Origin of the sequence: Helicobacter canis, from assembly GCF_900451095.1 — a bacterium.
Lineage (GTDB): Bacteria > Campylobacterota > Campylobacteria > Campylobacterales > Helicobacteraceae > Helicobacter_B > Helicobacter_B zhangjianzhongii.
In genome coordinates this window covers 1,666,562-1,688,476 of the sequence record NZ_UGHV01000001.1, presented here as the reverse complement: position 1 = coordinate 1,688,476, position 21,915 = coordinate 1,666,562, and the positions used below count along the sequence as shown (strand labels likewise).

General features: G+C 45.8%; 22 protein-coding genes. 21 read left to right on the top strand and 1 reads right to left on the bottom strand.

The features are described 5' to 3' along the window. Positions 1-10: 10 nt before the first annotated feature. Positions 11-1,621, bottom strand: a complete 1,611-nt coding sequence (locus DX060_RS07950; RefSeq protein ID WP_115011954.1) for an ABC-F family ATP-binding cassette domain-containing protein — start codon at positions 1,619-1,621, stop codon at positions 11-13. A 263-nt stretch (positions 1,622-1,884) separates the two neighbouring features. Here DX060_RS07950 and ccoG point away from each other — a divergent pair, with 263 nt between their 5' ends. The 21 genes from ccoG to DX060_RS07850 all read left to right on the top strand — a co-directional run bounded on the left by ccoG (position 1,885) and on the right by DX060_RS07850 (position 21,847). After that, a complete protein-coding gene (gene ccoG / locus DX060_RS07945) occupies positions 1,885-3,294 on the top strand; it encodes a cytochrome c oxidase accessory protein CcoG (RefSeq protein ID WP_115011953.1) in 1,410 nt (469 codons plus the stop codon). Between the two features lie 160 nt (positions 3,295-3,454). After that, complete coding sequence (locus DX060_RS07940) at positions 3,455-3,724, top strand: DUF448 domain-containing protein (RefSeq protein ID WP_115011952.1); 270 nt, start codon at positions 3,455-3,457, stop codon at positions 3,722-3,724. Beyond that, positions 3,717-6,350, top strand: a complete 2,634-nt coding sequence (gene infB, locus DX060_RS07935; RefSeq protein WP_115011951.1) for a translation initiation factor IF-2 — start codon at positions 3,717-3,719, stop codon at positions 6,348-6,350. The genes DX060_RS07940 and infB overlap by 8 nt, the downstream gene beginning before the upstream one ends. Positions 6,351-6,413: 63 nt before the next feature. Next, the gene (gene rbfA, locus DX060_RS07930) at positions 6,414-6,767 is read left to right on the top strand and encodes a 30S ribosome-binding factor RbfA (RefSeq protein WP_408938845.1); all 354 of its coding nucleotides are present in this window, start codon (positions 6,414-6,416) and stop codon (positions 6,765-6,767) included. Between the two features lie 2 nt (positions 6,768-6,769). Beyond that, positions 6,770-7,246, top strand: a complete 477-nt coding sequence (locus DX060_RS07925; protein ID WP_115011949.1) for a ribosome maturation factor RimP — start codon at positions 6,770-6,772, stop codon at positions 7,244-7,246. Between the two features lie 4 nt (positions 7,247-7,250). Next, positions 7,251-8,840 (top strand): hypothetical protein, encoded by a 1,590-nt coding sequence (locus DX060_RS07920; protein WP_115011948.1) that lies wholly within the window; start codon positions 7,251-7,253, stop codon positions 8,838-8,840. Further along, positions 8,837-9,271 (top strand): FAD synthase family protein, encoded by a 435-nt coding sequence (locus DX060_RS07915; RefSeq protein WP_115011947.1) that lies wholly within the window; start codon positions 8,837-8,839, stop codon positions 9,269-9,271. Before DX060_RS07920 ends, DX060_RS07915 begins: the two co-directional genes overlap by 4 nt. Then, positions 9,271-10,329, top strand: a complete 1,059-nt coding sequence (locus DX060_RS07910) for a radical SAM family protein (RefSeq protein WP_115011946.1) — start codon at positions 9,271-9,273, stop codon at positions 10,327-10,329. The genes DX060_RS07915 and DX060_RS07910 overlap by 1 nt, the downstream gene beginning before the upstream one ends. Further along, a complete protein-coding gene (locus DX060_RS07905) occupies positions 10,313-11,656 on the top strand; it encodes an asparagine synthase-related protein (RefSeq protein ID WP_115011945.1) in 1,344 nt (447 codons plus the stop codon). The genes DX060_RS07910 and DX060_RS07905 overlap by 17 nt, the downstream gene beginning before the upstream one ends. Then, positions 11,619-12,464: a hypothetical protein gene (locus DX060_RS07900; protein ID WP_147278801.1), complete on the top strand. Its 846-nt coding sequence runs from the start codon at positions 11,619-11,621 to the stop codon at positions 12,462-12,464. Before DX060_RS07905 ends, DX060_RS07900 begins: the two co-directional genes overlap by 38 nt. Before the next feature lie 2 nt (positions 12,465-12,466). Continuing rightward, entirely contained in the window at positions 12,467-13,501 is a 1,035-nt protein-coding gene (locus DX060_RS07895) for an asparagine synthase-related protein (protein ID WP_115011943.1), read from the top strand. Positions 13,502-13,510: 9 nt separating this feature from the next. After that, complete coding sequence (gene eutH / locus DX060_RS07890; protein WP_115011942.1) at positions 13,511-14,659, top strand: ethanolamine utilization protein EutH; 1,149 nt, start codon at positions 13,511-13,513, stop codon at positions 14,657-14,659. A 151-nt stretch (positions 14,660-14,810) separates the two neighbouring features. Continuing rightward, positions 14,811-14,999 (top strand): 50S ribosomal protein L28, encoded by a 189-nt coding sequence (gene rpmB / locus DX060_RS07885; RefSeq protein WP_023930576.1) that lies wholly within the window; start codon positions 14,811-14,813, stop codon positions 14,997-14,999. 17 nt (positions 15,000-15,016) lie between these two features. Beyond that, the gene (locus DX060_RS07880) at positions 15,017-16,144 is read left to right on the top strand and encodes a potassium channel family protein (RefSeq protein ID WP_115011941.1); all 1,128 of its coding nucleotides are present in this window, start codon (positions 15,017-15,019) and stop codon (positions 16,142-16,144) included. Positions 16,145-16,165: 21 nt separating this feature from the next. After that, entirely contained in the window at positions 16,166-17,512 is a 1,347-nt protein-coding gene (hemL, locus tag DX060_RS07875; RefSeq protein WP_115011940.1) for a glutamate-1-semialdehyde 2,1-aminomutase, read from the top strand. Then, positions 17,512-17,913 carry an AtpZ/AtpI family protein gene (locus DX060_RS12365; protein WP_115011939.1) on the top strand — a complete coding sequence of 134 codons (402 nt, stop codon included), beginning with the start codon at positions 17,512-17,514 and terminating at the stop codon, positions 17,911-17,913. Before hemL ends, DX060_RS12365 begins: the two co-directional genes overlap by 1 nt. After that, a complete protein-coding gene (locus DX060_RS10885) occupies positions 17,858-18,055 on the top strand; it encodes a hypothetical protein (protein ID WP_147278800.1) in 198 nt (65 codons plus the stop codon). The genes DX060_RS12365 and DX060_RS10885 overlap by 56 nt, the downstream gene beginning before the upstream one ends. A gap of 176 nt (positions 18,056-18,231) precedes the next feature. Then, the gene (locus DX060_RS07865; RefSeq protein WP_115011938.1) at positions 18,232-18,759 is read left to right on the top strand and encodes a hypothetical protein; all 528 of its coding nucleotides are present in this window, start codon (positions 18,232-18,234) and stop codon (positions 18,757-18,759) included. A gap of 172 nt (positions 18,760-18,931) precedes the next feature. Beyond that, positions 18,932-19,972, top strand: a complete 1,041-nt coding sequence (locus tag DX060_RS07860) for an ABC transporter permease subunit (protein WP_115011937.1) — start codon at positions 18,932-18,934, stop codon at positions 19,970-19,972. Positions 19,973-20,011: 39 nt separating this feature from the next. Continuing rightward, positions 20,012-20,713: a hypothetical protein gene (locus DX060_RS07855; RefSeq protein WP_115011936.1), complete on the top strand. Its 702-nt coding sequence runs from the start codon at positions 20,012-20,014 to the stop codon at positions 20,711-20,713. A gap of 9 nt (positions 20,714-20,722) precedes the next feature. Then, positions 20,723-21,847, top strand: a complete 1,125-nt coding sequence (locus tag DX060_RS07850) for an SAM-dependent methyltransferase (protein ID WP_147278799.1) — start codon at positions 20,723-20,725, stop codon at positions 21,845-21,847. Positions 21,848-21,915 lie beyond the last annotated feature (68 nt).

Genomic DNA, 21,915 nt, shown 5'->3' with positions numbered 1-21,915 from the left:
TCACTCAAGGCTAAAAAGTCTTAGACTCTAAATATTCCTCATAACTGCCGCGGAAGTCTATGATTTCTGCTCCACCACCGCTAGAATCCGCTTTTAGCTCAATGATTCTATTTGCATAAGCATCAATGAGCTCTCTATCGTGGCTGACACAAATCACATTTCCGCTAAATTTATACAACGCCTCCCCTAGCGCGATAATAGATTCTAAATCAAGGTGGTTTGTAGGCTCATCAAGCACCAAGAAATTCCCCCCTTCTAGCATAAGCTTACTTAGCACCATTCTGTGCTTTTCTCCACCGCTTAGGGCGTTTATGGGCTTTTCTTGCTCTTCACCGCTAAAGAGCATTCGCCCTAGGGCATTGCGTATCTCGCCACTCTCTTTTTTCTTATCAAAGCCCCTTAGCCATTCATACAGGCTCTCTTCTCCGCTTATCTCTTCGCTTACATTTTGTGGGAAGTAGCCCCTTTGCGTGGTCGCCCCCCACTTGACTAGCCCAGAATCCGCTTTTAACTCTTCTACCAGAATCTTACACAAAGTGCTTTTACCCACGCCATTTGCACCGATGATAGCGATTTTATCCCCGGGCAAAATTTTCAAACTCACATTGTTTAGCACACATAAATCTCCATAGCTTTTTGAGATATTCTCACACTCTAGGGCTTCGTTGCCAATGGGGCGATTGGGCTTAAACACAATGCTAGGATCTCGCCTAGAGCTAACGGCTAGAGATTCAATATTAAGCTTTTCAAGCTGCTTTTGGCGGCTTGTGGCTTGACGGGCTTTACTCGCATTAGCAGAAAAACGCGCGATAAAGGATTCTAGCTCCTCTTTTTCTTTAAGCTTTTTGTTTCGCTCCATTTCTTGCTGCTTGGCAATAAGCGTTGAGACAATATACCAATCATCATAATTCCCGCTAAACTCCCGCACAGAGCCAAAATCCATATCTAAAATATGCGTGCAGACGCTGTTTAAAAAATGTCTATCGTGGCTAATGACTACAAGTGTGCCTTGATGGCGTTTGAGATTATCTTCAAGCCACGCGATAGAGTGCAAGTCAAGGTTGTTTGTCGGCTCATCTAGGAGCAAAATATCAGGCTTTGGGAATAGCACTTGTGCGAGCAAAATCTTAAACTTATCGCCACCGGTTAGGGTTTTCATCAATTCATTATGACTACTAGATTCAAAGCCCAAATCTTCTAGTATTTTTTCAATCACCACTTCGCATTCATACATCGGGTCTTCTTCAGCACAAATCATCTCTAGCTCACCTAGCTCGGCATTGACCTTATCATCGCTTAAATCGCCATTTTCATAGAGATATTCCTTGCGTTTTATAGCATCATATAATCGCTTATTGCCTAGTAGCACCGCATCTTTTAGACTTAGCTCCTCGTAAGCATATTGATCCTGCCCTAAAACGCCCATTTTTAAGCCCTTTTCTATCACCACTTCGCCGCTGCTTGCCTCATACTCTCCGCTTAGGATTTTAAGAAATGTCGATTTCCCCGCACCATTTGCCCCGATAAGCCCGTAGCGTTTGCCAGAATCTAGCTTGATATTGACATTTTCAAAGAGCTTTTTTGTCGCGTAACGCATTGAAAGATTGATTGTTTGTAGCATTGTGTGTCCTTGCAGATAAACTTGTGAAGTAAAGGCGTGATTGTAGCATATCAATGCAGATTCTCGCTATCGCAATGCTTGGTTGTTTTATCATTTTGGTATATTTTTAGGATTTTACATTGACTTTTTTTATTAAGATATTATAATTTTTGGGAATCAAGGCTATCCATATCTCGCTCGGCTGTTATTTGGCTGTTTGGCTGTCATTATGGCTACATTAGCCTTGGTTATCGTGATTTGGGAAGTTTTGTCAAGGAGAGATAATGCAAACTACTGATTCTGTGCAAAATCCTACGCATAAGCGTGGATTACCCTATCGTTTTAGGCGATATGCGATTTATGTCTGTGTGGCGATCATCGCTTTGTCATTGCCATTTATCCAAATCAATGGCAATCAAATCTTTTTGCTCTCATTTGATCATAAAGAGCTGCATTTACTAGGAGTTGTCTTTAGTGTCCAAGAGCTGTATCTAATGCCATTTTTATTGATAATGCTCTTTGTGGGGATATTTTTTATGACGACATTAGGGGGGCGCGTGTGGTGCGGCTGGGGTTGTCCGCAGACGATGTTCCGTGTGATTTATCGCGATGGGATTGAGACAAAGCTACTAGGCTTACGCAAGCGCATTGACAACAAGCAAAAAAAGCCCGATTTCACGCTCTTTAGCACAAAGCTTAAGAAGCTTTTGGCTATGGCTATATTTGCTGTGATAGCACTGCTTGCAGCGGCGAATTTCTTGTGGTTTTTCGTGCCACCGAGTGATTTTTTTGCCTATGTGAGTGATCCGCTAAATCACAAAATCTTGCTAGGATTCTGGCTGGGGATCGCACTATTTTTGCTCTTTGATGTAACGCTTTTGGCGGAGAATTTTTGTGTTTATGTGTGTCCGTATGCACGCGTGCAAAGTGTGCTTTATGATAATGACACGATTATGGCGATCTATGATCCCAAGCGCGGTGGGGCTGTGTATGCGCCAGATGGGAGCAAAAACCCCTTAGCACCTAAGAAGCAAAATGTTGCCAATGAATGCACAAACTGCGTGGCTTGCGTGAAAGTATGCCCAACGCACATAGACATTAGAAAAGGTATGCAGCTAGAGTGTATCAACTGCCTTGAATGTGTCGATGCCTGCACCTCTGTAATGGCGCATTACAATCGCCCTTCGCTTGTGCAATGGAGCTCGCCAAATGCGGTAAGCTCGCAATCAAAGGTGCGATATGTGAGGGCAAAAACGATCGGCTATGTGGCGGTGCTGGCGGTCATTTTCTCTATCTTGCTCGTTGTAGGAAGTGGCAAGGAGAGTATGCTGCTAAATATCGATAGAAATACCCAAGCCTACTCCATACGCAAGAGCGGTGCAGTGGATAATGACTATACATTTTTGGTGCAAAATACCGACTCTAAGACACATAGCTTTACTTTTGAAATTCTAGGCGATGATGGCTTGCAGATCATCTCGCCGCGTGAGCCAGTGGTAGTCAAAGAGGGCAATAAGCGCAAGCTTGTCGTAACGATTAGGGCGCAAAACCCGCTGGATTCTGCATTGGAGGACAAGGACTTGCTGCAAAATATCAAGATACGCGCCTATGCGGTTGATGATGAGAGTATCCAAGTAGAGCGCAAGACATTTTTTGTTTATCCATCGGCAAAAGAGTTGCGCAAGGAGCGATGATCGCTCCTGTCTCTAGAATCCACTTTTGCTTGTGGATCACTTTTTAAAGAAGCCGCACCTACACCTTGCTTACAGCTTGATTTGTGTTAGCATACTTCACTATGGGATTTTTAAGAAAAATTAGCTAGAATGCGCCACACTAAATGCAAATAGAGGTTGTATGTCTAGCACATCTTGCTATAAGCCTACTCGTATGTGCGTGGTCTGTCGCTCTCGCTTAGCCCAGAGTGTTTTGCTTCGGTTTTGTGTGCGCGATGGGCTTGTGGCTAGCGGCTTTACATACGCGACTAGGTGTGGTAGGAGTTTTTATGTGTGTAGGTCTTGTGCGGTATGTGAAAAGCGAGTGCTAAAAGCCCTTAGCCGATTTAGTGCGATCAAAGATACACCCCAAAGCTTACAAATAATCCAGGAGATGGCAAAGTATGAGTGATAAGGTAAAGATTATAGATATTGCAGCAGATATTGCAAGGACACCTAAGGAAGTCTTTGAGAAGGCTAAGGAGCTTGGGCTTGATGTCAAAAACACGACTAGCTCAGTCGATGTGAAAACCGCAGAGATTCTTGCAGAGTTTGTTACAACAGGTGTCAATAAAATGCCCCCTCCACCCAAGCCCAAAGCAGCAAAATCTAGCACTAAAGCCACCAAAACTACAAAGACTGCTACCAAAACCACCAAGACAGATAAGCCAGCAGCCAAGAAAAGCCCCAAGCCCAAAGAATCTCCCGATACGCCTAATGATGTCAAAGAAATCAAATCATCTAAAAAATCCCCACCTACACAAGCCACCACAGAGCAAAATGCCCCACAAGAGTCAAAGCAAGAAGTAGAGTTTAAAAAGGATTCTACCCTTGCCCAGCGCAACATTGGTATCCGCATTGTGAAAAAGACCGCTAGCCCAGCCACCAGCCAAGATACATCAAGCAAGAAGTCTCAGACCTATGCCCCCTCTATCCAAGAGCTTATGGGGCAAGATCAAGACATAGATGAGCCAATTAGAGCTAGGAAGTCTAAAAAGCCTCCCAAAAAAGCCGCGGTAGCACACAGGGGCAATGAGCAGAAAATCGAGCTGCTTGATAGAGACTTTGGCACGCATAGAAGCGATTATGATGAAGAGCAAGATGAAATTATGCTTTTTGATTTTAGTGAGCGTGAGATTGTCGATGAAGATAAGGAAAACCAAGAGCGTCAAGCTATCACAGATCGTGTAAAAATCCAGCGCAAAAATCCGTGGCTAAATGAGCATCGCTCCATTAGCCGATCGCGGCGTAAAAAGCCCCAAAGACAGCAGGTAGATACAAGCAAGGTAGCTCAAAGTGCGATCACAATCCCAGAAGAAATTCGCGTGTATGAGTTCGCAGAATCTGCCGGTAGACCGCTTACAGAGGTGATTAAAGTGCTTTTTGGGCTAGGACTTATGGTAACCAAAAATGACTTTTTAGATAAAGATGCCATAGAGATCCTTGCAGAAGAGTTTCAAATCTCTATCTCTATCCAAGCCCAAGAGCAAGAAGTGCAAGAAATAGTGCTTGATGAAAAAGACTTAGCAGAGCGACCACCTGTGGTAACGATTATGGGGCATGTCGATCACGGCAAGACCTCTTTGCTTGATAGGATTCGAGAATCTCGCGTAGCTAGCGGTGAGGCAGGGGGGATCACACAGCATATCGGTGCATATATGGTGGAGAAAAATGGCAAGTTTATTAGCTTTATCGATACGCCCGGGCACGAAGCATTTAGTGAAATGCGTAGCCGTGGGGCGCAGGTTACAGATATTGCTATCATTGTGATTGCCGCAGATGATGGTGTCAAGCAGCAAACGATTGAAGCTCTAAACCACGCCAAAGCGGCGAATGTGCAAATCATCATCGCTATGAATAAAATGGACAAAGAAAGTGCCAATCCCGATAAGCTAAAATCCGAGTGCGCGGAGCTTGGCTTTGTCCCCAATGATTGGGGTGGGGAGTATGAGTTTATCCCTATTTCGGCAAAAAGCGGAGATGGCATTGATGTGCTGCTTGAGACGATTTTGCTCCACGCTGAAGTGCTAGAGCTAAAGGCTTGCCCAAAGACAAGCGCGCAAGGCGTGGTGCTAGAGGGCAGTATGCAAAAGGGCAGGGGACCTGTGGCGACTATCATCATCAAGCAAGGCACGCTCAAAGTAGGTGATCCAATCTATGCTGGCACGGCGTATGGGCGCGTGCGATCTATGGTTGATGATATGGGCAGAGAGGTTAAAGAGCTTACACCTTCAAGTGTAGCATCTATCGCTGGGCTATCTGAAGTGCCAAGTGCTGGGAGTATGCTCTATGTGGTAGAGAGTGATAGTCAAGCAAGGGAGAAAGCCCAGAAGCTAGCTACATATCTACGGCAAAAAGAGTTAAGCAAATCCACGAAGGTCTCTTTTGATGAGCTTAGTGAAATGGTCGCACAAGGACAGCTTAAAAATATCCCGCTTATCATCAAAGCCGATACACAAGGTAGCCTTGAAGCAATCACGCAGAGCTTGCAAAAACTTAGCAATAATGAAGTGAAAGTAAGTGTTGTAGGCTCTGGGGTAGGGGGGATTAGCGAGAGTGATGTGGCTTTAGCTGCTGCTAGTGCCAATAGTATGATCCTAGGCTTTGGGCTGCGACCCACAGGGATTGTCAAAACTAAAGCTAAAGAATCTGGCGTGGAGATCAAAACTTATTCTGTGATTTATGATGTGATCGATGATGTCAAGGCTCTAATCTCTGGGCTTATGTCCCCACTTATCCAAGAAGAAGACACAGGGCAAGCAGAAGTGCGCGATATATTTACCATTGCAAAAGTCGGCACAATCGCTGGGTGTATGGTAACAGATGGCAAGATTTTGCGCGGAGTGAAAATCCGCCTAATCCGCGATGGCGTGGTGATCCACACAGGCAGTGTGGCAAGCTTAAAGCGGTTTAAAGATGATGCCAAAGAAGTCGCTAAGGGCTATGAATGTGGGATTATGCTAGAAAATTACAATGATGTTAGAGTGGGCGATGTGTTTGAGTCTTTTATCGAAGTGCAAAAGGCACAAACAATCTAGCTCCAAATCAAGCCCAAAAATCAAGCGATGAAAATACAAAACTAAGGATTCTAGGAGTGTATGATGTCGGTGCATTTAGAGCGCACGCAAAGTCTGCTAAAGGAGCTTTTAATAGAGGCACTAAGTAGCTTAGAAGATAGTAGGATTAGTAGTGTAAGCATTACTGATGTGATTTGCTCTAGGGGTAAATATAACGCCCAAGTTTTTATCCATACAGATAGTGAAGATAGGGCTATGGTGCTAAAGGCATTGCGCAAGGCAAGTGGGATTTTACGCGAGTATGTGCTAAGCAATAGCGGGTGGTATAAATGCCCGAAGCTAGAATTTGTGGTCGATGAGAGTATGGCTAGGGTGCAGAGCCTAGAGCGGATATTTCAAAGCATAGCCCAAGAGAATGAGGCAGAGAAAAAGGCGTGATAATGTGGGTGGATTCTATAATGGCAGAGCTAGAGGAGATTGTAGAGTCTTGCGGCTGCACACTCTATGATGTGAGCGTGCTTAGAGAAAATGAAGCACAGATTTTGCGTATAAGTATTATTAAAGATGGGGGGGTGAGTCTTGATGATTGTGAGCTTGTATCGCAATCTATCTCGCCATTTCTTGATGTAAAAGATGTGATTAAAGATGCTTACACGCTAGAAGTAAGCTCGCCGGGTATTGAGCGCGTGCTGAAAAATCCTAGGCATTTTATGCTCTCTTGTGGGGAGATGGTGCAAATTAGACTGCTTGATAAGCAGGAGATTGTGGGTGTGCTGGTGAAAGTTAGCGATAGTGGAGTTTGGCTTGATGTAGCAAAGATGGATTCTAGGGATTTAGATGGTGTAAGTGCTTTAGATTCTAATGGCTTTATCCCCTACACTGCAATCAAACGCGCTAAAACAATATTTGAGTGGTAATGCTATGAAATCTCTCTGCACACAAGCTAAAAAAGCCCTGAAATCCTGTCTCAAGGCGTGCTGCCCCCCCCCTATAAGAAAATCCCTATCTACATATCTCTATAAATATCGCGCGGATAGGGCGTTTGAGCGGATCTATCTTGCGCGTAAAGTCGCCCCACCTCTTGCATTCTTGCCGCGCTTATCCCATTTATCCCATTTGCCCAGCTCGCCCCACGCCACACAAGCGCGAAAAATCCGCGTGCTTTTCTACAATGATTGGGGCAATAGCTGGGAAGCGTTAGAGCCTCTAGCATTAGCCCTAAGTGGCGATCCTGTCTTTGAAGTCATCGTGCTTGCTATGCCTTCTAGGGTAGAATCTAGCGCGTTTTATGATCTTAATGCAAGCTTATCCACACAGAGCTTCGCGCAAAAAGTGCAGACTCAAGCTATCTTGGTGCAAGATATTCTAGATTCTAGTGATTTGGATTCTAGTTTGGCGCGTGCCAAGTCTTTGCACGCTGCCAAGCTTGCGCAATGGCTAGAATCCACCCTTGCTACAAACTCTAAGCCCCTTTGTCTCATAGGCTTTGATACCGCGCTAAATGCCCCTATCACGCCGCAAGATTTGGCTGCGCATTACTGCTTCACCACGCGCCCTTATGACTCGCTTCGCCCTGCAGCTTGGAGCAATCCACGCATAGCCCAAGTTTCTAAGCTGTGCTATATCGAGTATGGTGTGTATATGTTTTCTTCTTTTGATGAGATTAGCGCGTATGATTATAGATTGCTGCGCTTCTATGATTATTACTTTGCGCCCACACCTTTCCACGCCAAGCTTAGTGCCTCTAAGCAAGGAGCCAAAAGCTTGCTGCGCATAATGCTTTCTGGCAGTGCGTATTTTGAACGCCTTATATCCCTAGCAAGCCACAAGCCTCACGCCAAGCCTCTGCGCGTGCTGTATGTGCCTAGATGGGCGGCGCAAGATACGCATTCGACTTTTTCGCGCTATATTGAGCCGCTTATTGAAGCAGCCAAGCAAGGGCATTTCCGCCTGCATTTCCGCCCTCACCCCAATATGTATGACCACCTAGTAGAATCCAATCTTCTATCCAAGCAGCAATGGCAGGGCATAAAAGATTGCGTTGAAAAATATGGATTCTGGGATACTCGCCCAAGCATTATGGAGTCTTTTAGCGATAGTGATATTATCATCAGCGATACAAGCTCTATGCTTATTTATGCCTTTCTTAGCGGCAAGCCTACGATTTATACGCAAGGCGATGATATGGCAGAGATTTGCGCGTGGGCGTTGCGCGTGGCACAAGGCGTGTTTATCGCTACAAGCAAGCAAGAATTACTACAAGTCCTGCGCGATCTATGTGCTAATTTACAGCAAGCCTTTATGCCAAAGATCATCTCGCGCGATTGGATTTTGCAGCAGAATTTCTACTTCCCCAAAGGTGGGGCTAGTGCCATTATACGAGATAGTATCCTTAGCGATATGAGCCAAACTAGCCCCCAAGCAAAAGCATTAGATAAGGATTTTAAACACTTAGAGAGTGCTTTATGTCCCACAGACTTACCACCACAATACATAAGGATCAAACGATGATAATAGGCTATACCACAGGCGTGTATGATTTATTTCACATAGGGCATTTGAATCTCTTGCGCAATGCCAAATCAATGTGCGATAAGCTCATTGTGGGCGTTACCACAGATGAGCTTGTGAGCTATAAAAACAAGCGTTCTGTGATCCCATTTACCGAGAGAATGGAGATCGTGCGCTCTATCCGCTTTGTCGATGCGGTGATCCCGCAAGATAGTATGGATAAGCTTGCTATGCACGATCGCTTGAAGTTTGATGTGATGTTTGTGGGTGATGATTGGTTTGCCACGCCAAAATGGCAGAGTATAGAAGCAGAGTTTGCTAAAAGGGGCGTTAGGATTGTGTATTTCCCCTATACGCAAGGCACAAGCTCTACGCTACTCAATAGTGTCTTAGTGCAATTGCGCAATGAATCTCAAACAAAGGAGCAGTGATGAAAAAATCTTTAGCAAAACGGCTAGGTAATAAGCTAAGAAGAGTGGCGATCGCCAAGCTACCAGAATCCACCTATAAAGAAGCATTGATGAAAAGATATGTCAATGTGATTAGCAATATTGTCGTAATCGTGGGGCAAAACTGCACGCTAAAATGCCAAGACTGCGCGAATTTCTCGCCGTATCTCTCAAAGATTCTGCCCTTTTACCCAGCGCAAGAGATTATCGCTGATATGCAAGAGCTTATCAAAGAAGCGCAGATTGCGTATTTGCAGTTTCAAGGTGGAGAGTTTTTCTACCACCCAGATGCTAGGGAGATCCTAGCATTTGCTGTGCAAAGCCCTAGAATCCACTCTATTTGTATCGCTACAAATGCCACGATAATCCCCAAAGACTCTATGCTAGAGCTTCTTGCAAGCCCCAAAGTAATCGTGCGTATCTCTAACTATGGGCAAGTGAATGCCAAAACCGCCACCAAGCTAGAAGAAGTCCTGCAAGCAAGGGGCATAGCAGTGATTTTGCGCAATACTTATCGTGGGGCAGGGCTGTGGAGTAAATGTGGCGATAAAGACACAAAAAGACTCCCCCCAAAAGCTATGCAAAAAGTCTTTGACTCTTGCACCTTTGCCAAAGAGTGCTTGACTATGGAAAATGGCTTTATCACGCGCTGCTCTAGGGGGACGATCGCGCATATTATGCAGGGCTTTAGGCTTGGTGGGGGCGATGGGGTGCTTGTGCGCCCACAAGCTAGTAGAAGCTTTGAGACTATCCACCCAGAAGCACAAGAAGCAAACGCAGATAAACGCAGACAAACGGGGGGGGGGGGGGAATCTTTGCCGATTTTTACCTACAAAAGCTTGCAGAGATTTATCACAGATCATCAGCCTATCACAGCGTGCTACTACTGCTATGGCAGCGAGGGTGTGCAAGTAACGCCCGGAGTGCAAATGAGCAAAGAGCAGCTAGAGGCAATCAAGCAGACACAATTGCCACAACTATCACAACCATCACAATTACAATGGAGCAAAGGAGACAAGATTAATGCGCCTAGAGCATAGAAGGCTTTTTGGCTTGGAGAATGAGTTTTACAAAGTGGGGCTAGAATCTAGCTTTAGCGATCTCTCAAGGGCTGTGTGCGAGAGTGGGTTTGATGATTTTAGCCCAGAGGGTGTTACAAGCTTTTTAAGCTTCCGTTATCCAATTTTGCATCACACGATGTTTGCAGGCTTTAAAAGAAGCGATGAATATAGAGGACTAGAATCCACTTTATCCTTTGGGCAGGGCAGATACACAAATATGCAGCAAGCCAAAGTGATAGCAGAATTTTTGCTGCTACAAGCCATTGAAAAAAAGGTAGCAAATACTAGGAGGATAGGTATAGCCTTAAGCGGTGGGCTAGATAGCTCGCTAATTGTAGCGATGTGCAGGGCATTGTATCCACACAGAGAAATCTACACATATAGCATAGGATTTTATGGCGATGATGAGTTTAAATACGCAAGAAAAGTGGCAAAGAAATTTGCCACCAAGCATTATGAAAAGACGCTTGGGTATAAAGAGTTTTTTGGCGATGATTCTTGGCTAAAGGCACTTATCAAGCAAAAAGCCGCGCCCTTGCACCCCAATGAGCTGCCTCTAGCTTACGCACAAGCCCAAGCGCGCAAGGACTGTTGCGATGTGGTGCTGTGTGGCGAGGGGGCTGATGATGTCTTTGGCGGGTATTCGCATAATCTTATGCTCTATGCCAGCTATGTGGGCGAGCCACAGAAATTTTATGCCTATATTTTGGAGCATTATCGCTACTTTTCATACTCCACTATGCGATCTCTAATCCACGATAAATATATAGCCGATGATACTGCTATGATCGCGCCAATATTTCGCAGTAATGCGCCAAAAGATTTGCGCGATTATATGCTCTACTTTATCCAAGCCCTGCACACAAGGGGGCTTATAGAAAGAGGGGCTAATGCCCTGCGCTTTTATGGCTTTAATGATGGGTTTGTGTTTTTGGATTCTAGTCTTATTGATTTTGTCAATAATCTGCCCTTTTCTTACAAGCTGCATACAAAAGCCCCTGTGCAAATACCGATTAAAGACTATAAAAGCTTTAGCGATACGCATTGTGAGAGCAAATTTTTGCTAAAGAAAATCGCCAAATCTTACCTGCCTAGCTCTATCATCACTAGGGAGAAAAAGGGCTTCCCCGTGCCTTTTGCCCTGTGGGATAAGCAAAAAGCCTTTGATATACAAGTGGATTCTAGTGTGTTTAAAAGCGATGATTTGAGCTGCTGCAATGCGTGGGAAAAGTTTATGATCTATAATCTTAATGCGTTTGTGGAGGTGTTTGGGGTATATCGCAGACAAACGGGGGGGGGGGGGTAAATATTTAAGGGATTCAGCTTGTGGGCTAGAATCGCGGATTTCATCGCCGCGCTTCGTCGATAGACCACTAGTCTTATCTTCCTTGCGCGGCTTGAAAAGCCCCGATTCTATCTCCACAATCTTAGAATCCTATACCGATAGTCAAAAGCACAAAACAAGGCGCAGCCGCAGTTTCTTTAGTAAATCAACCGCGAGCAGCTCTACACTACCAAAAAGCACAAAAAGCCACGATTCTATCTCCACAATCCTAGAATCCCAAAGCGACACTGAAGCACAAATCACAAACAACGCCCAACCCCTAGAATCCTTTGCAGACTCGCTTGCATTTTTGGCGTTTTCAAAAGTGGATTCTAGCTCCACAATCTTAGAATCCATCGCACTAGAATCTAAAACGCTGTCATTGCGAGACACTGCGTCAGCAGTGGCGTGGCAATCCACACAAACAAAGACACAAATCCTAGAATCCACTTTTTCACACAATGCGCCTTTTCTGTCATTGCGAGCCGTGTGCCACACCAACCCCCTATTGTCATCGCGAGACTTGCGACAGCAAGGCGTGGCGATCCACAAATCCGCAAAAGCGGATTCTAAGAAAAACGCCCAAAACACAAACCCCCTAGAATCCACTTTTGAAAAAATGCAAATGGATTGCCGCGCAATCGCTACCGCGCTTGCTCGCAATGACAGCATAAATAACGCTTACACAAGCACCGCTCGCAATGACAAAAACAACGCCACAATTCTCAACACGCCGCATTGCTTGCCCAAAGCTGAATCGCCCAACGCCCAAACCACTTACAAGGAGTAAAAATGGACAACAAAACCTATTGTATGAGTCATTATCTAGCTTTCCGCTATATCGCTGATGAGAGTAAAAACTTCTTCCCGCATTTATCTCATCGTAATTTCACGCCAAGTTTCACGCACGATCTTATCGCTAATGTCGATGAGCTAGACTCCTATATCGCAAAGCAAATGCAAGGGCTAGATCCTAGCACCACGGGCATTATGCTTAGTGGGGGGATAGACTCTGCTGTGGTAGCTTCCTATCTGCCTAAGGGTGCTAAGGCTTTTACAATGCGCTGCAACGCTTTGCCTACTAGCATTGATGAGACAAAGCAAGCCGCGCTCTATGCTAAGCATTATGGGCTTGAGCATATCATCGTGCCAATTTATTGGGAGGAGATTCTAGCGCGTTTGCCTAGTATTTTTAGCTTTGATGGCGTGCCCTGCCATAGCATAGAGCCGCTTATTGATATTTGCTTAAGCACAGCAAGATCTATGGGCGTTAGGACAATGTGCCTAGGTGAAAGCTTTGATCTAGTCTTTGGCGGTATGGATAAGCTTTTGGCAAAGGATTGGGGCTTTGATGAATTTGTGCAGCGATATACATTTTTAGACCCTAAAAGAGTGCTAAAAGAATATGTCGATACAAGCGAAGTCTTTGAGCCATATAGGCAGGGAGAGAAAATCGACTTTGTGCGATTTATTGATGAGATTTTTGCCATAGAGTCTAGCACTTCATATTGGCATATATTTGAGAAAAACGCTATGGGCTATCTTGATCCTTGCCAAAGGGTGAAAATGGCGCAGCCCCTTGATTTGCAAAAGATACGAAATGGCAGCCCAAAGTATATGGTGCGCGAGCTTTTTGCAAGGCGGTATAAGGGCATAGCAATCCCAGATAAAATCCCTATGCCAAGAGAAGTGGAGTTTTGGCTTAGGGACTATGAGCCTAGTAGAGATGAGTTTATAGCAGGGGCGCATAAGGGCTTAAGCGGGGATCAAAAGTGGCAGCTCTTTTGCTTGGAGCAGTTTTTGGATATGCACGATCCTAGATTCTAGGGTGGCTGTATGGAGTGGATTGGAAATATCGCGCTTTATGTGGTGCTTGCTTGTGGGGTGATCGGCTGTGTGGCTTCAATCATCGCTAGAGAGTCCGCACTAGCCCAAGCGTATATGAATGGATTCTATGCCATAGGGCATATTTTTGTAGCTATTGCTGGGATCTTTGCAAGTATCCCTTATATCGTATCATTGGTAGAATCTATTGTATCTCCGCTATATAGCCTAGCTCATATCGATCCAAGCCTAGCGATCACAAGCATACTTGCCATAGATATGGGCGGCTATCAAGTCGCTATGCAAAGCGCAAAGAGCCTAGAGGGCGCGACTATGGCGATGTTTGTTGGGTTTATGGCTGGGGCTACGATAGTCTTTAGCATACCTGTGGGCTTGCGCATAATCCCCAAAGCAGCGCATAAGGATTTTGCACTTGGGATTATGATTGGGTTTTTAGGGATTCCATTTGGGGTGCTTGTATCTTGCTTGTTTATTATGCTAGATCCTGTGCTTATACGAGATCATATCGCCACACAAGGAAAGCCCACTTATTTGCTAGATTTTAGCTTGCCGTTTATCTTGTGGAATCTTATGCCTCTTGCTGCCTTTTGCCTAGTGGTTTCTTTGGGGCTATATTATGTGAGAAAAGTAATGCTTGCAGGGTTTTATGTGCTTGGGTTTGTGGTAGATATGTGGGGCAAGGTATTTCTTACACTGCTGCTTATAGAGCATTTTAGCGGTGGGATTAGCTATGTGTTTGGGGGCTTTCCCTTTGATCCGGTGTTTGCAGATGAGAGCGATATAATGAGAGCCTTAGAGATTGCTGGATATACCGGGCTTGTGCTATCTGGGACATTTGTTTTATGTGCGCTGCTAAACACCGCATTAAAGCTATCGCATAAGCCCAATGCTTTGCTATTTGGTGGGATACTTGCTTGTGCGAGCAATGTCCTAGCTGCATACCCTATGCTAGCTAATCTCTCGCCCAAAGCTAGAATCCAAATTGTCGCTTTTAGCGTGTGCGGTGGGTTTTTGATTGGCGATCATTTGTCTTTTAGCGCGAATTTTCAGCCTAGTCTTATTGTGCCAATTATGCTAGGCAAGCTTGCTGGCGCGCTGCTGGCTTTGTGGCTTGCGCGATTTTTCATAGGGCAGAAGTAGCCCCACTGCCACTTGTGCTTATGCTAGATTTTGTGCGCTTTTGGTGGCATATTTGGCAAATTTAAGTCTATGGATATAAAGATTGTGCTACAATCCCCGCTTATTTTGCTTGAAATTTGTGATTTAAGCGATTTATTTCTAAGGAGCAACTATGGCAAGGAAATGTTTTTTCACAGGTAAGGGTCCAATGGTCGGCTACAATGTAAGCCACGCAAACAACAAAACTAAAAAGCGATCTCTCCCTAATCTCCGCAGCATTCGCATCAAGCTAAGTGATGGCACATCTATGCGCGTGAAAGTCGCCGCCTCTACACTAAGGACTATGAAAAAGCACGCCTAGCGTGTAAGGCGATCCCATTGCTTAGCAAACTCAAAAAACTTCTGCATTGGGGGAATTCATCAAAGCCAGATATTGATCTCTCCCCACAGCTCTATGAGCAGTTTAAGGCTTTTAGATTCCCGCTTGTGCTGATCCAAGTCTTTATCTTGGTCGGCACACTAGGGTATTTTCTCCTAGAAGACTACAATATCGTCCAAGCTTTTTTCCAATCTTCTTATACTTTTACAAACACCGGTTTTGGCGCGCTGAATGAAAAGGAGTTTGGCGCATTAGCGATCCTTTTTACAACATTTTTGATGATAAGTGGCGCGGCGATTATTGCCTTTAGTGTGGCGTTTATCGTTAGTATCGTAAATACAGGTGTTTTGACAGGACTTTTAAAGGAGAAAAAGATGATAAGTAATATCGCGCGCTTGCGCAATCACTATGTGATCTGCTACCACAATGAATACACCATCGAGCTAACCAAGCAATTCCGCGAAGCGCAAATCCCCTTTGTCGTAGTGGATTCTAGCCCGGATTTTGAGAAGCAAGCTTTGGTGCATAAATACCCCTACTACATCATCGGCGATCCCCATACCAATACCGCTATGCTAAAGGCGCGTTTATCCACAGCGCGAGGGGTTGTAACATTTTCTAAAAATCTCTCCGACAATATCGCGCTCATCGTCTCTGCCAAGCTCTTTGCCCAAGAGCTTAAGCGCAAGCCCTTGTATATCATCTCAAGTGCGGATTCTGAAGAGCAAGTCCAGAAGCTGCAAAAACTCGGCTCTGATACGGTGATTTCCGCGCCAAAGCTTATGGCACAGCGCATCAGTGCTATGGCTTTGCGCCCAGATATGCAAAATCTCCTAGAGCGATTTGCCTACAAAAACAACAGCGGATTAGATCTAGAAGAAGTGCTTGTGCCTAAATACTCGTGGCTTGTGCTAAAAAAGCTTAAAGATGGGCATTTCCGCGACTTTGCCAAGGTCTTTATCGTAGGTATCACGCAAAAAGATGGCAAATACTTTGCAATGCCTGATGAAGATACGGTGATTTCTAGTGAGTGTAAATTGCTAATGATCGGCACTTCTAAGGGTATAGGTGATGTGCGTAGGCTCATTATGAAGTCAAAAAAGCCCAAAGAAATCGACTATATTTAATCAATACTTTAAGGAGATAGTATGGAGCATTTTCCAAAATCACGACTCAATCAAGCCCAAATCGATAAAGAAGATCGCATACATACAAGTATCAACGACTTCAATGAAGCCAAGCAAGTCATCGCCGGCGGGGTGAATTCCCCTGTAAGGGCGTTTAAAAGTGTGGGTGGCACGCCCATCTTTATCCAAAAAGGGCAGGGCTGCTATCTCATCGATAATGATGGCAATAGCTATATAGACTTTGTGCAGAGCTGGGGACCGCTGATTTTAGGGCATAGTGATAGTGATGTGCTACAAGCGGTGCAAGAAGCTGTGCAAAATGGCTTAAGCTATGGCGCACCCACAAGAGCAGAGACATTGCTGGCAAAGGCGATCATCGCTAGCTATGAAGGCGTAGAAAAAGTGCGCTTTGTAAGCTCTGGGACAGAGGCTACAATGAGTGCTATCCGCCTAGCAAGAGCTTTTAGCGGGCGTAGTGATATTATCAAATTTGATGGCTGCTACCACGGACATAGCGATAGCCTGCTCGTAAGTGCTGGGAGTGGGTGCGCGACCTTTGGCAGCCCTAGCTCACCGGGTGTGCCAAGCGATGTGAGCAAGCACACACTAGTAGCACGCTATAACGACATAGATTCTGTGCAAAAGTGCATTGAAGCAAGCGGGCAAGTAGGCGCGATAATCATCGAGCCAATCGCGGGGAATATGGGGCTTGTGCCTGCAGAGGCAGAGTTTCTGCTCTCTTTGCGCAAGCTTTGTAGCGAGCAAAATATCGTGCTAATCATTGATGAAGTGATGAGCGGATACCGCGCAGCCTTTAATGGCGTGCAGCATTTCGTGCCAATAGAGCCTGATCTTGTGTGCTTTGGCAAGGTGGTGGGCGGGGGTATGCCTTTGGCAGTCTTTGGGGGTAGGGCGGAGATTATGGATATGCTATCCCCACAAGGCGCAGTCTATCAAGCAGGCACACTAAGTGGCAATCCAATCGCCACTGCCGCTGGGCTTGCTACATTAAAAAAGCTTGCCAAAGATAAGGGGCTATATGCGCGGCTTGAGACTTTAGCTAGGCGATTTACACAAGGGCTAGAATCCTGCGCAAAGGCGCATAATATCCCACTGCAAACGCAAGTGCGTGGGAGTATGTTTGGCTTGTTTTTTGCCCCTAAGCCTGTGAGGAATTTTGATGATGCAAAATGTGCTGATAGCGCGATGTTTGCGCGGTTTCATCAAGAGATGTTGTATCGTGGCGTGTATTTGGCTTGCTCGCAGTTTGAGAGTGGCTTTATCTGTGCGCCAATGAGTGAAAAAATCATCGATGAAGCCTTGCAAGCAGCAAGCGAGAGCTTTGCCTATATCACAAAGGGCGAGTAATGAGCAAGGACTTGACCCCAAGCCCCCTAGAATCCACTTTTGACGATCAAAGCGGGGCGAACGCAAAAAAAGTGGATTCTACTAGCAGCGAGCAAGCAAGCAGCACAAGCACCGATAAACCCACGCCAAAAGCACAGAAGCTCATCAATAGTGCCTATGATCTAAGCCTAGGCATATCCATTGTCGTAGCAGTGCTGCTAGGACTTGGCATTGGTATCTTGCTGCAAAAGCTTAGTGGTAGTGTGTGGGGGCTAGGAGTTGGGGTATTTTGGGGTGTGGCAGCTGCGATTTTAAATATCTACAAAGCCTATAAACGCACGCAAAAATCCCTAGAAGACTTAGCAAATGACCCCAAATACAGCTACCATAAGCAAGAAGACTCATCATTCAATAAGCCTTAATCAATTTCATACTAGAATCCTTGCCTATTTATACTGCAAAAGCGCGTATGCGCAAGTGGATTTGACACAGGACTATACGCAGACTCTTGCGCGAGCTATCGCGCTAAAATCGGGGGGGGGGGGGGACAACTTAAGCGCGTAGGCTTTCCGGCTAAAAATGGCGATCGCTACGGCGATTCTGCGCTCATTACCACTCAAGGTAAATCCCTTGAATCGCCTTGCGAAGCCCCATTTTTAGCACGAAAATCCCACCGCGAGCAGCTTTCCCTAGAATCCACTTTTAGTAAAAGTCCCGATTCTAGCCCAAACGATCTAGCTATGCTTTCTAAGCCTTTTGCCCTAGCGCAAAGCTTTGAAGTCGCCGAGCATTTAGACCAGCAATACGCGCTAAATTTTGTCAAGCTCCTTACTTCTTGTGCAGACATTGTGCTATTTTCTGCGGCGATTCCTTATCAAGGTGGTGTGTGTCATATCAATGAGCGTGAGCCGGGGTATTGGGCGGAGCTGTTTAGGCAGTGTGGCTATGAGTGCTTTGACTGCTTGCGCCCTAGAATCTGGAGCGAAGAATCTGTGCTATGGTGGTATCGGCAAAATCTCTTAGTATTTGTGCATAAAGATAAGGTTTCAAGCCTTCCGTATGACTTTTTGGGCAATGCGACTTCGCCTCTGTATATGGTGCATTATGCGGTGTGGGAGGAGCGCAGCAAGTGGCTAGAGTCGCTCAATATCGCCCATACTGACAAGCCGCTATTTACCGCCCTAAAGCTAGTGGTAAAGTGGGTGCTACTTAAGCTACATTTACTTGATCGCATAAAGAGACTGCGAGCCAAGCGATCGCAGCCATAGTGCGAGCGCGGTAGGCATAGCCACGCGTGCGGAGTGTGAGAGTCGCTGGGCTTACAAGTTGCAATGACAAAAAATCGTTGTCAAAAAGTGGATTCTAGTATAATGCGCTCTTGCATTAGCTTGCACACATCTAGCGCACATTTTAGCTTGCACATTAGCACAAAGGGGGCTTATGCTTATTTACATAGTAAAGCGTTTAGGGCTACTTATCCCCACGCTTTTTGGCATTATCACGCTTAATTTCCTGCTTATCCAGCTAGCTCCGGGCGGTCCTGTGGAGCAGATGATAAGCAAGCTAGAATCTAGCCATATAAGCGAAGCTGGAGCTGGCATTAAGCCTAGTGAGTATAAAGCTAGCAAAGGCGTGCCTAGTGCGCTGATAGAAGAGCTAAGAGTGCAATACGGCTTTGATAAGCCCTTATGGGAGCGGTTTGCGCTGCTGCTTAGATCTTATGTGGTCTTTGATCTTGGGCAGAGCTACTACCGCAAGGCTCCTGTGTGGGAGATCATTTGTGAGAAACTGCCTGTATCTATAAGCCTAGGGGTGTTTAGCACGCTGCTTATGTATCTGCTTGCTATCCCGCTTGGCGTGTATAATGCCTATCACAATGGCTCGCGCTTTGATAGCATAAGCTCATTTATCATCGTGGTGTGCAATGCTGTGCCGCCGTTTTTGTTTGGCGTGGTGGGGATAGTGTTTTTAGCAAGTATGTGGGAGATATTTCCACTGCGTGGGCTAGTAAGCGATGATTTTGAGCTATTAAGCCCTGCTGGCAAGGTGCTTGATTATTTGCATCATATCACACTGCCGGTGCTATGCCTTTCACTTGGCTCTCTAGCGTGGCTTACTTTCCTTACAAAGCATTCTTTCATCGATGAGCTACATAAGCCCTATGTGCTGTGCGCTAGGGCAAAGGGCGTGAGTGAAGCGCGCATACTCTATGGGCATATTTTCCGCAATGCTATGCTGCTAGTGATTGCGTCATTTCCTAGCGCGTTTTTAGGAATGTTTCTTAGCGGGAGCTTGATGATTGAAATGCTCTTTAGCCTTGATGGGCTAGGGCTTTTGGGCTATGAGAGCTTGCTAAGTAGGGATTATCCTGTGGTGTTTGGGAGTTTATATATTTTCACACTCCTAGCACTTGTGTTTGGGATTTTGAGCGATATTGCTTATACGCTCATTGATCCTAGAATCCACTTTGACACGCGCTAGATTCTGTTATAATGCTATATCTTTTTATAGGGGCTTGTTGTGCGCATTATCTTACTCATCGCTAGCATATTGCTTATAGGCTATGCCCAGCCTGCCATTGAGACTACTTCTGCGTGTGATGATGATGTGTGTGCTAAAGCAGAGCAAGACCCCCAGCCCAATCCAGCCCAATCCAGCCCAATCCAGCCCAAGAAAAAGCACGCGTGGTATCTAGGGGCGAGTATTTTCAGCGGTGATGGCGTGCTGTTTGAGAAAGATTCTGCGAGCAATTTTACCAAACGATTCCACGCTAAAGATGGCGGTGTCATAGGGCTTGTGGGTGGGCTATATCGCATAGCTCCTAGACATACTTTGCGCTATGGAGTGCATTTTGGATTTTCATCAATAGCCTTTAGTAACAACTACGATTCTAGCTTGTTTGAGCTAAGCGGTGCCAAAGGTGGCGTGGGACTTGGGTATGAGTGGAGCTTCTACTTAAAAGAGCATTTTGCTTGGAGTGCGGTCTTTGGCGCAGAATACACTGCCTACTACTACAAAAAAGAGAGTAATCTATTGCTTTTGCAAGAGATTATGCCGCGGATCGGGATAGGCTTTGAAGGGCGCGGACATCATTATTTTGAAGTGTTTTTTGGGATACCGGTGTATGCTAACTTAGAGGTGAAAAACACGCATTCTACCTTTGTTACCTCGCGCTATCCTAGGCATTTACGCTTGGGCTTCTCCTATATGTATAGATTCTAAGTGATTGGTATGCAATATAGCTTTGGCGAGATAATGCAGCAGTGGCTATATGGGCAAAATGGCTACTACCACAAAGCACACATAGGCAAAGACTTTTATACCGCAGTAAATGTCTCTAAGCTTTTTGGCGGCGCACTTGCAAGACATATCATCACGCTCCTAGAATCCAGCCAGCTCACACTGCCGCTGCATATCATAGAGATCGGCGCACATCACGGCGAGCTTATGTGCGATGTGTATGACTTTTTGGGCGTTTTGAGTGTGGGGGTGATGGAGCAAACGCGCTTTAGTATCATCGAGCCGCTAGAATCCTTGCGCATCGCCGCTAGGGAGAATCTAGCCACGCGTGCGATCGCGCAGGTGAGCGACTTTGATGCGGTGGAATTGGGTGGGGGTGAGAGTGTGTTTATCTTTAGCAATGAGCTTTTTGACGCCTTTGCGTGTGAGGTGGTGCGTGAGGCGCAAGGGCGCACGCAAATGCTCTGTGGCGTGGGAGAGTGGCAGAAAGTGGATTCTAGTGAAGTGGATTCTAAGGGATTGGATAGCGAGGGGGAAGTGGATTCTAGTGCGGTGGGGAAGGTGGATTCTAGAGGGTCGCTGCGCCTAGAGTGGTGCGATATGGCTGCGCTGCGGCATAGTGGCTTGGCACAAAGGGTGCAAGAGGTTAAGCGATTTATGCGTGAGTATGGGCTTAGGACAGGGGAGATCCCGCTTGCTTGGGAGGGCTTTGTGCGGGATCTTTGCAGCTTTGCTAAGCGGGCAAAGCTCTGGCGGTTTCTTAGCTTTGATTACGCGCCTTTGGGGAGTGGTGGGCTTTCTCTACGGGGGTTTAGGGCGCATAGGGTGCTTGATTTTACAGAGATTATGCGCGATGTCTCACTGCTTTTTGGCGAGATTGATCTCACTTATAATGTCGATTTTACGCTACTTGAAAGACTCTTTGCTAGCAATGGTGCGCACAAGCTTTTCCAATCTCGGCTCAATGCCCTGCTCGTGGAGTTTGGCATTATAGAGCTGCTGCAAAGCTTGCTTGAAGCATATCCTAGCGAGTATGAAAGCCAAGCCTTGCGTGTGCGCCAGCTTCTGGGTGGGGGCTTGGGAGAGAAATTTATGGGCGTGTGCTTTAGTAGCTAGGGTTGGTAAGCAGCTAAAGCGTTGCGTGAAGCTTTGCACTAGTGAAGCCCTAGGGCTTAAGGGCTATA

Coding starts and splice junctions, on each gene's coding strand:
- DX060_RS07950 (WP_115011954.1), bottom strand. CDS start 1,621: ATGCTACAAACAATCAATCTTTCAATGCGTTACGCGACAAAAAAGCTC.
- ccoG (WP_115011953.1), top strand. CDS start 1,885: ATGCAAACTACTGATTCTGTGCAAAATCCTACGCATAAGCGTGGATTA.
- DX060_RS07940 (WP_115011952.1), top strand. CDS start 3,455: ATGTCTAGCACATCTTGCTATAAGCCTACTCGTATGTGCGTGGTCTGT.
- infB (WP_115011951.1), top strand. CDS start 3,717: ATGAGTGATAAGGTAAAGATTATAGATATTGCAGCAGATATTGCAAGG.
- rbfA (WP_408938845.1), top strand. CDS start 6,414: ATGTCGGTGCATTTAGAGCGCACGCAAAGTCTGCTAAAGGAGCTTTTA.
- DX060_RS07925 (WP_115011949.1), top strand. CDS start 6,770: ATGTGGGTGGATTCTATAATGGCAGAGCTAGAGGAGATTGTAGAGTCT.
- DX060_RS07920 (WP_115011948.1), top strand. CDS start 7,251: ATGAAATCTCTCTGCACACAAGCTAAAAAAGCCCTGAAATCCTGTCTC.
- DX060_RS07915 (WP_115011947.1), top strand. CDS start 8,837: ATGATAATAGGCTATACCACAGGCGTGTATGATTTATTTCACATAGGG.
- DX060_RS07910 (WP_115011946.1), top strand. CDS start 9,271: ATGAAAAAATCTTTAGCAAAACGGCTAGGTAATAAGCTAAGAAGAGTG.
- DX060_RS07905 (WP_115011945.1), top strand. CDS start 10,313: ATGCGCCTAGAGCATAGAAGGCTTTTTGGCTTGGAGAATGAGTTTTAC.
- DX060_RS07895 (WP_115011943.1), top strand. CDS start 12,467: ATGGACAACAAAACCTATTGTATGAGTCATTATCTAGCTTTCCGCTAT.
- eutH (WP_115011942.1), top strand. CDS start 13,511: ATGGAGTGGATTGGAAATATCGCGCTTTATGTGGTGCTTGCTTGTGGG.
- rpmB (WP_023930576.1), top strand. CDS start 14,811: ATGGCAAGGAAATGTTTTTTCACAGGTAAGGGTCCAATGGTCGGCTAC.
- hemL (WP_115011940.1), top strand. CDS start 16,166: ATGGAGCATTTTCCAAAATCACGACTCAATCAAGCCCAAATCGATAAA.
- DX060_RS12365 (WP_115011939.1), top strand. CDS start 17,512: ATGAGCAAGGACTTGACCCCAAGCCCCCTAGAATCCACTTTTGACGAT.
- DX060_RS10885 (WP_147278800.1), top strand. CDS start 17,858: ATGACCCCAAATACAGCTACCATAAGCAAGAAGACTCATCATTCAATA.
- DX060_RS07865 (WP_115011938.1), top strand. CDS start 18,232: ATGCTTTCTAAGCCTTTTGCCCTAGCGCAAAGCTTTGAAGTCGCCGAG.
- DX060_RS07860 (WP_115011937.1), top strand. CDS start 18,932: ATGCTTATTTACATAGTAAAGCGTTTAGGGCTACTTATCCCCACGCTT.
- DX060_RS07850 (WP_147278799.1), top strand. CDS start 20,723: ATGCAATATAGCTTTGGCGAGATAATGCAGCAGTGGCTATATGGGCAA.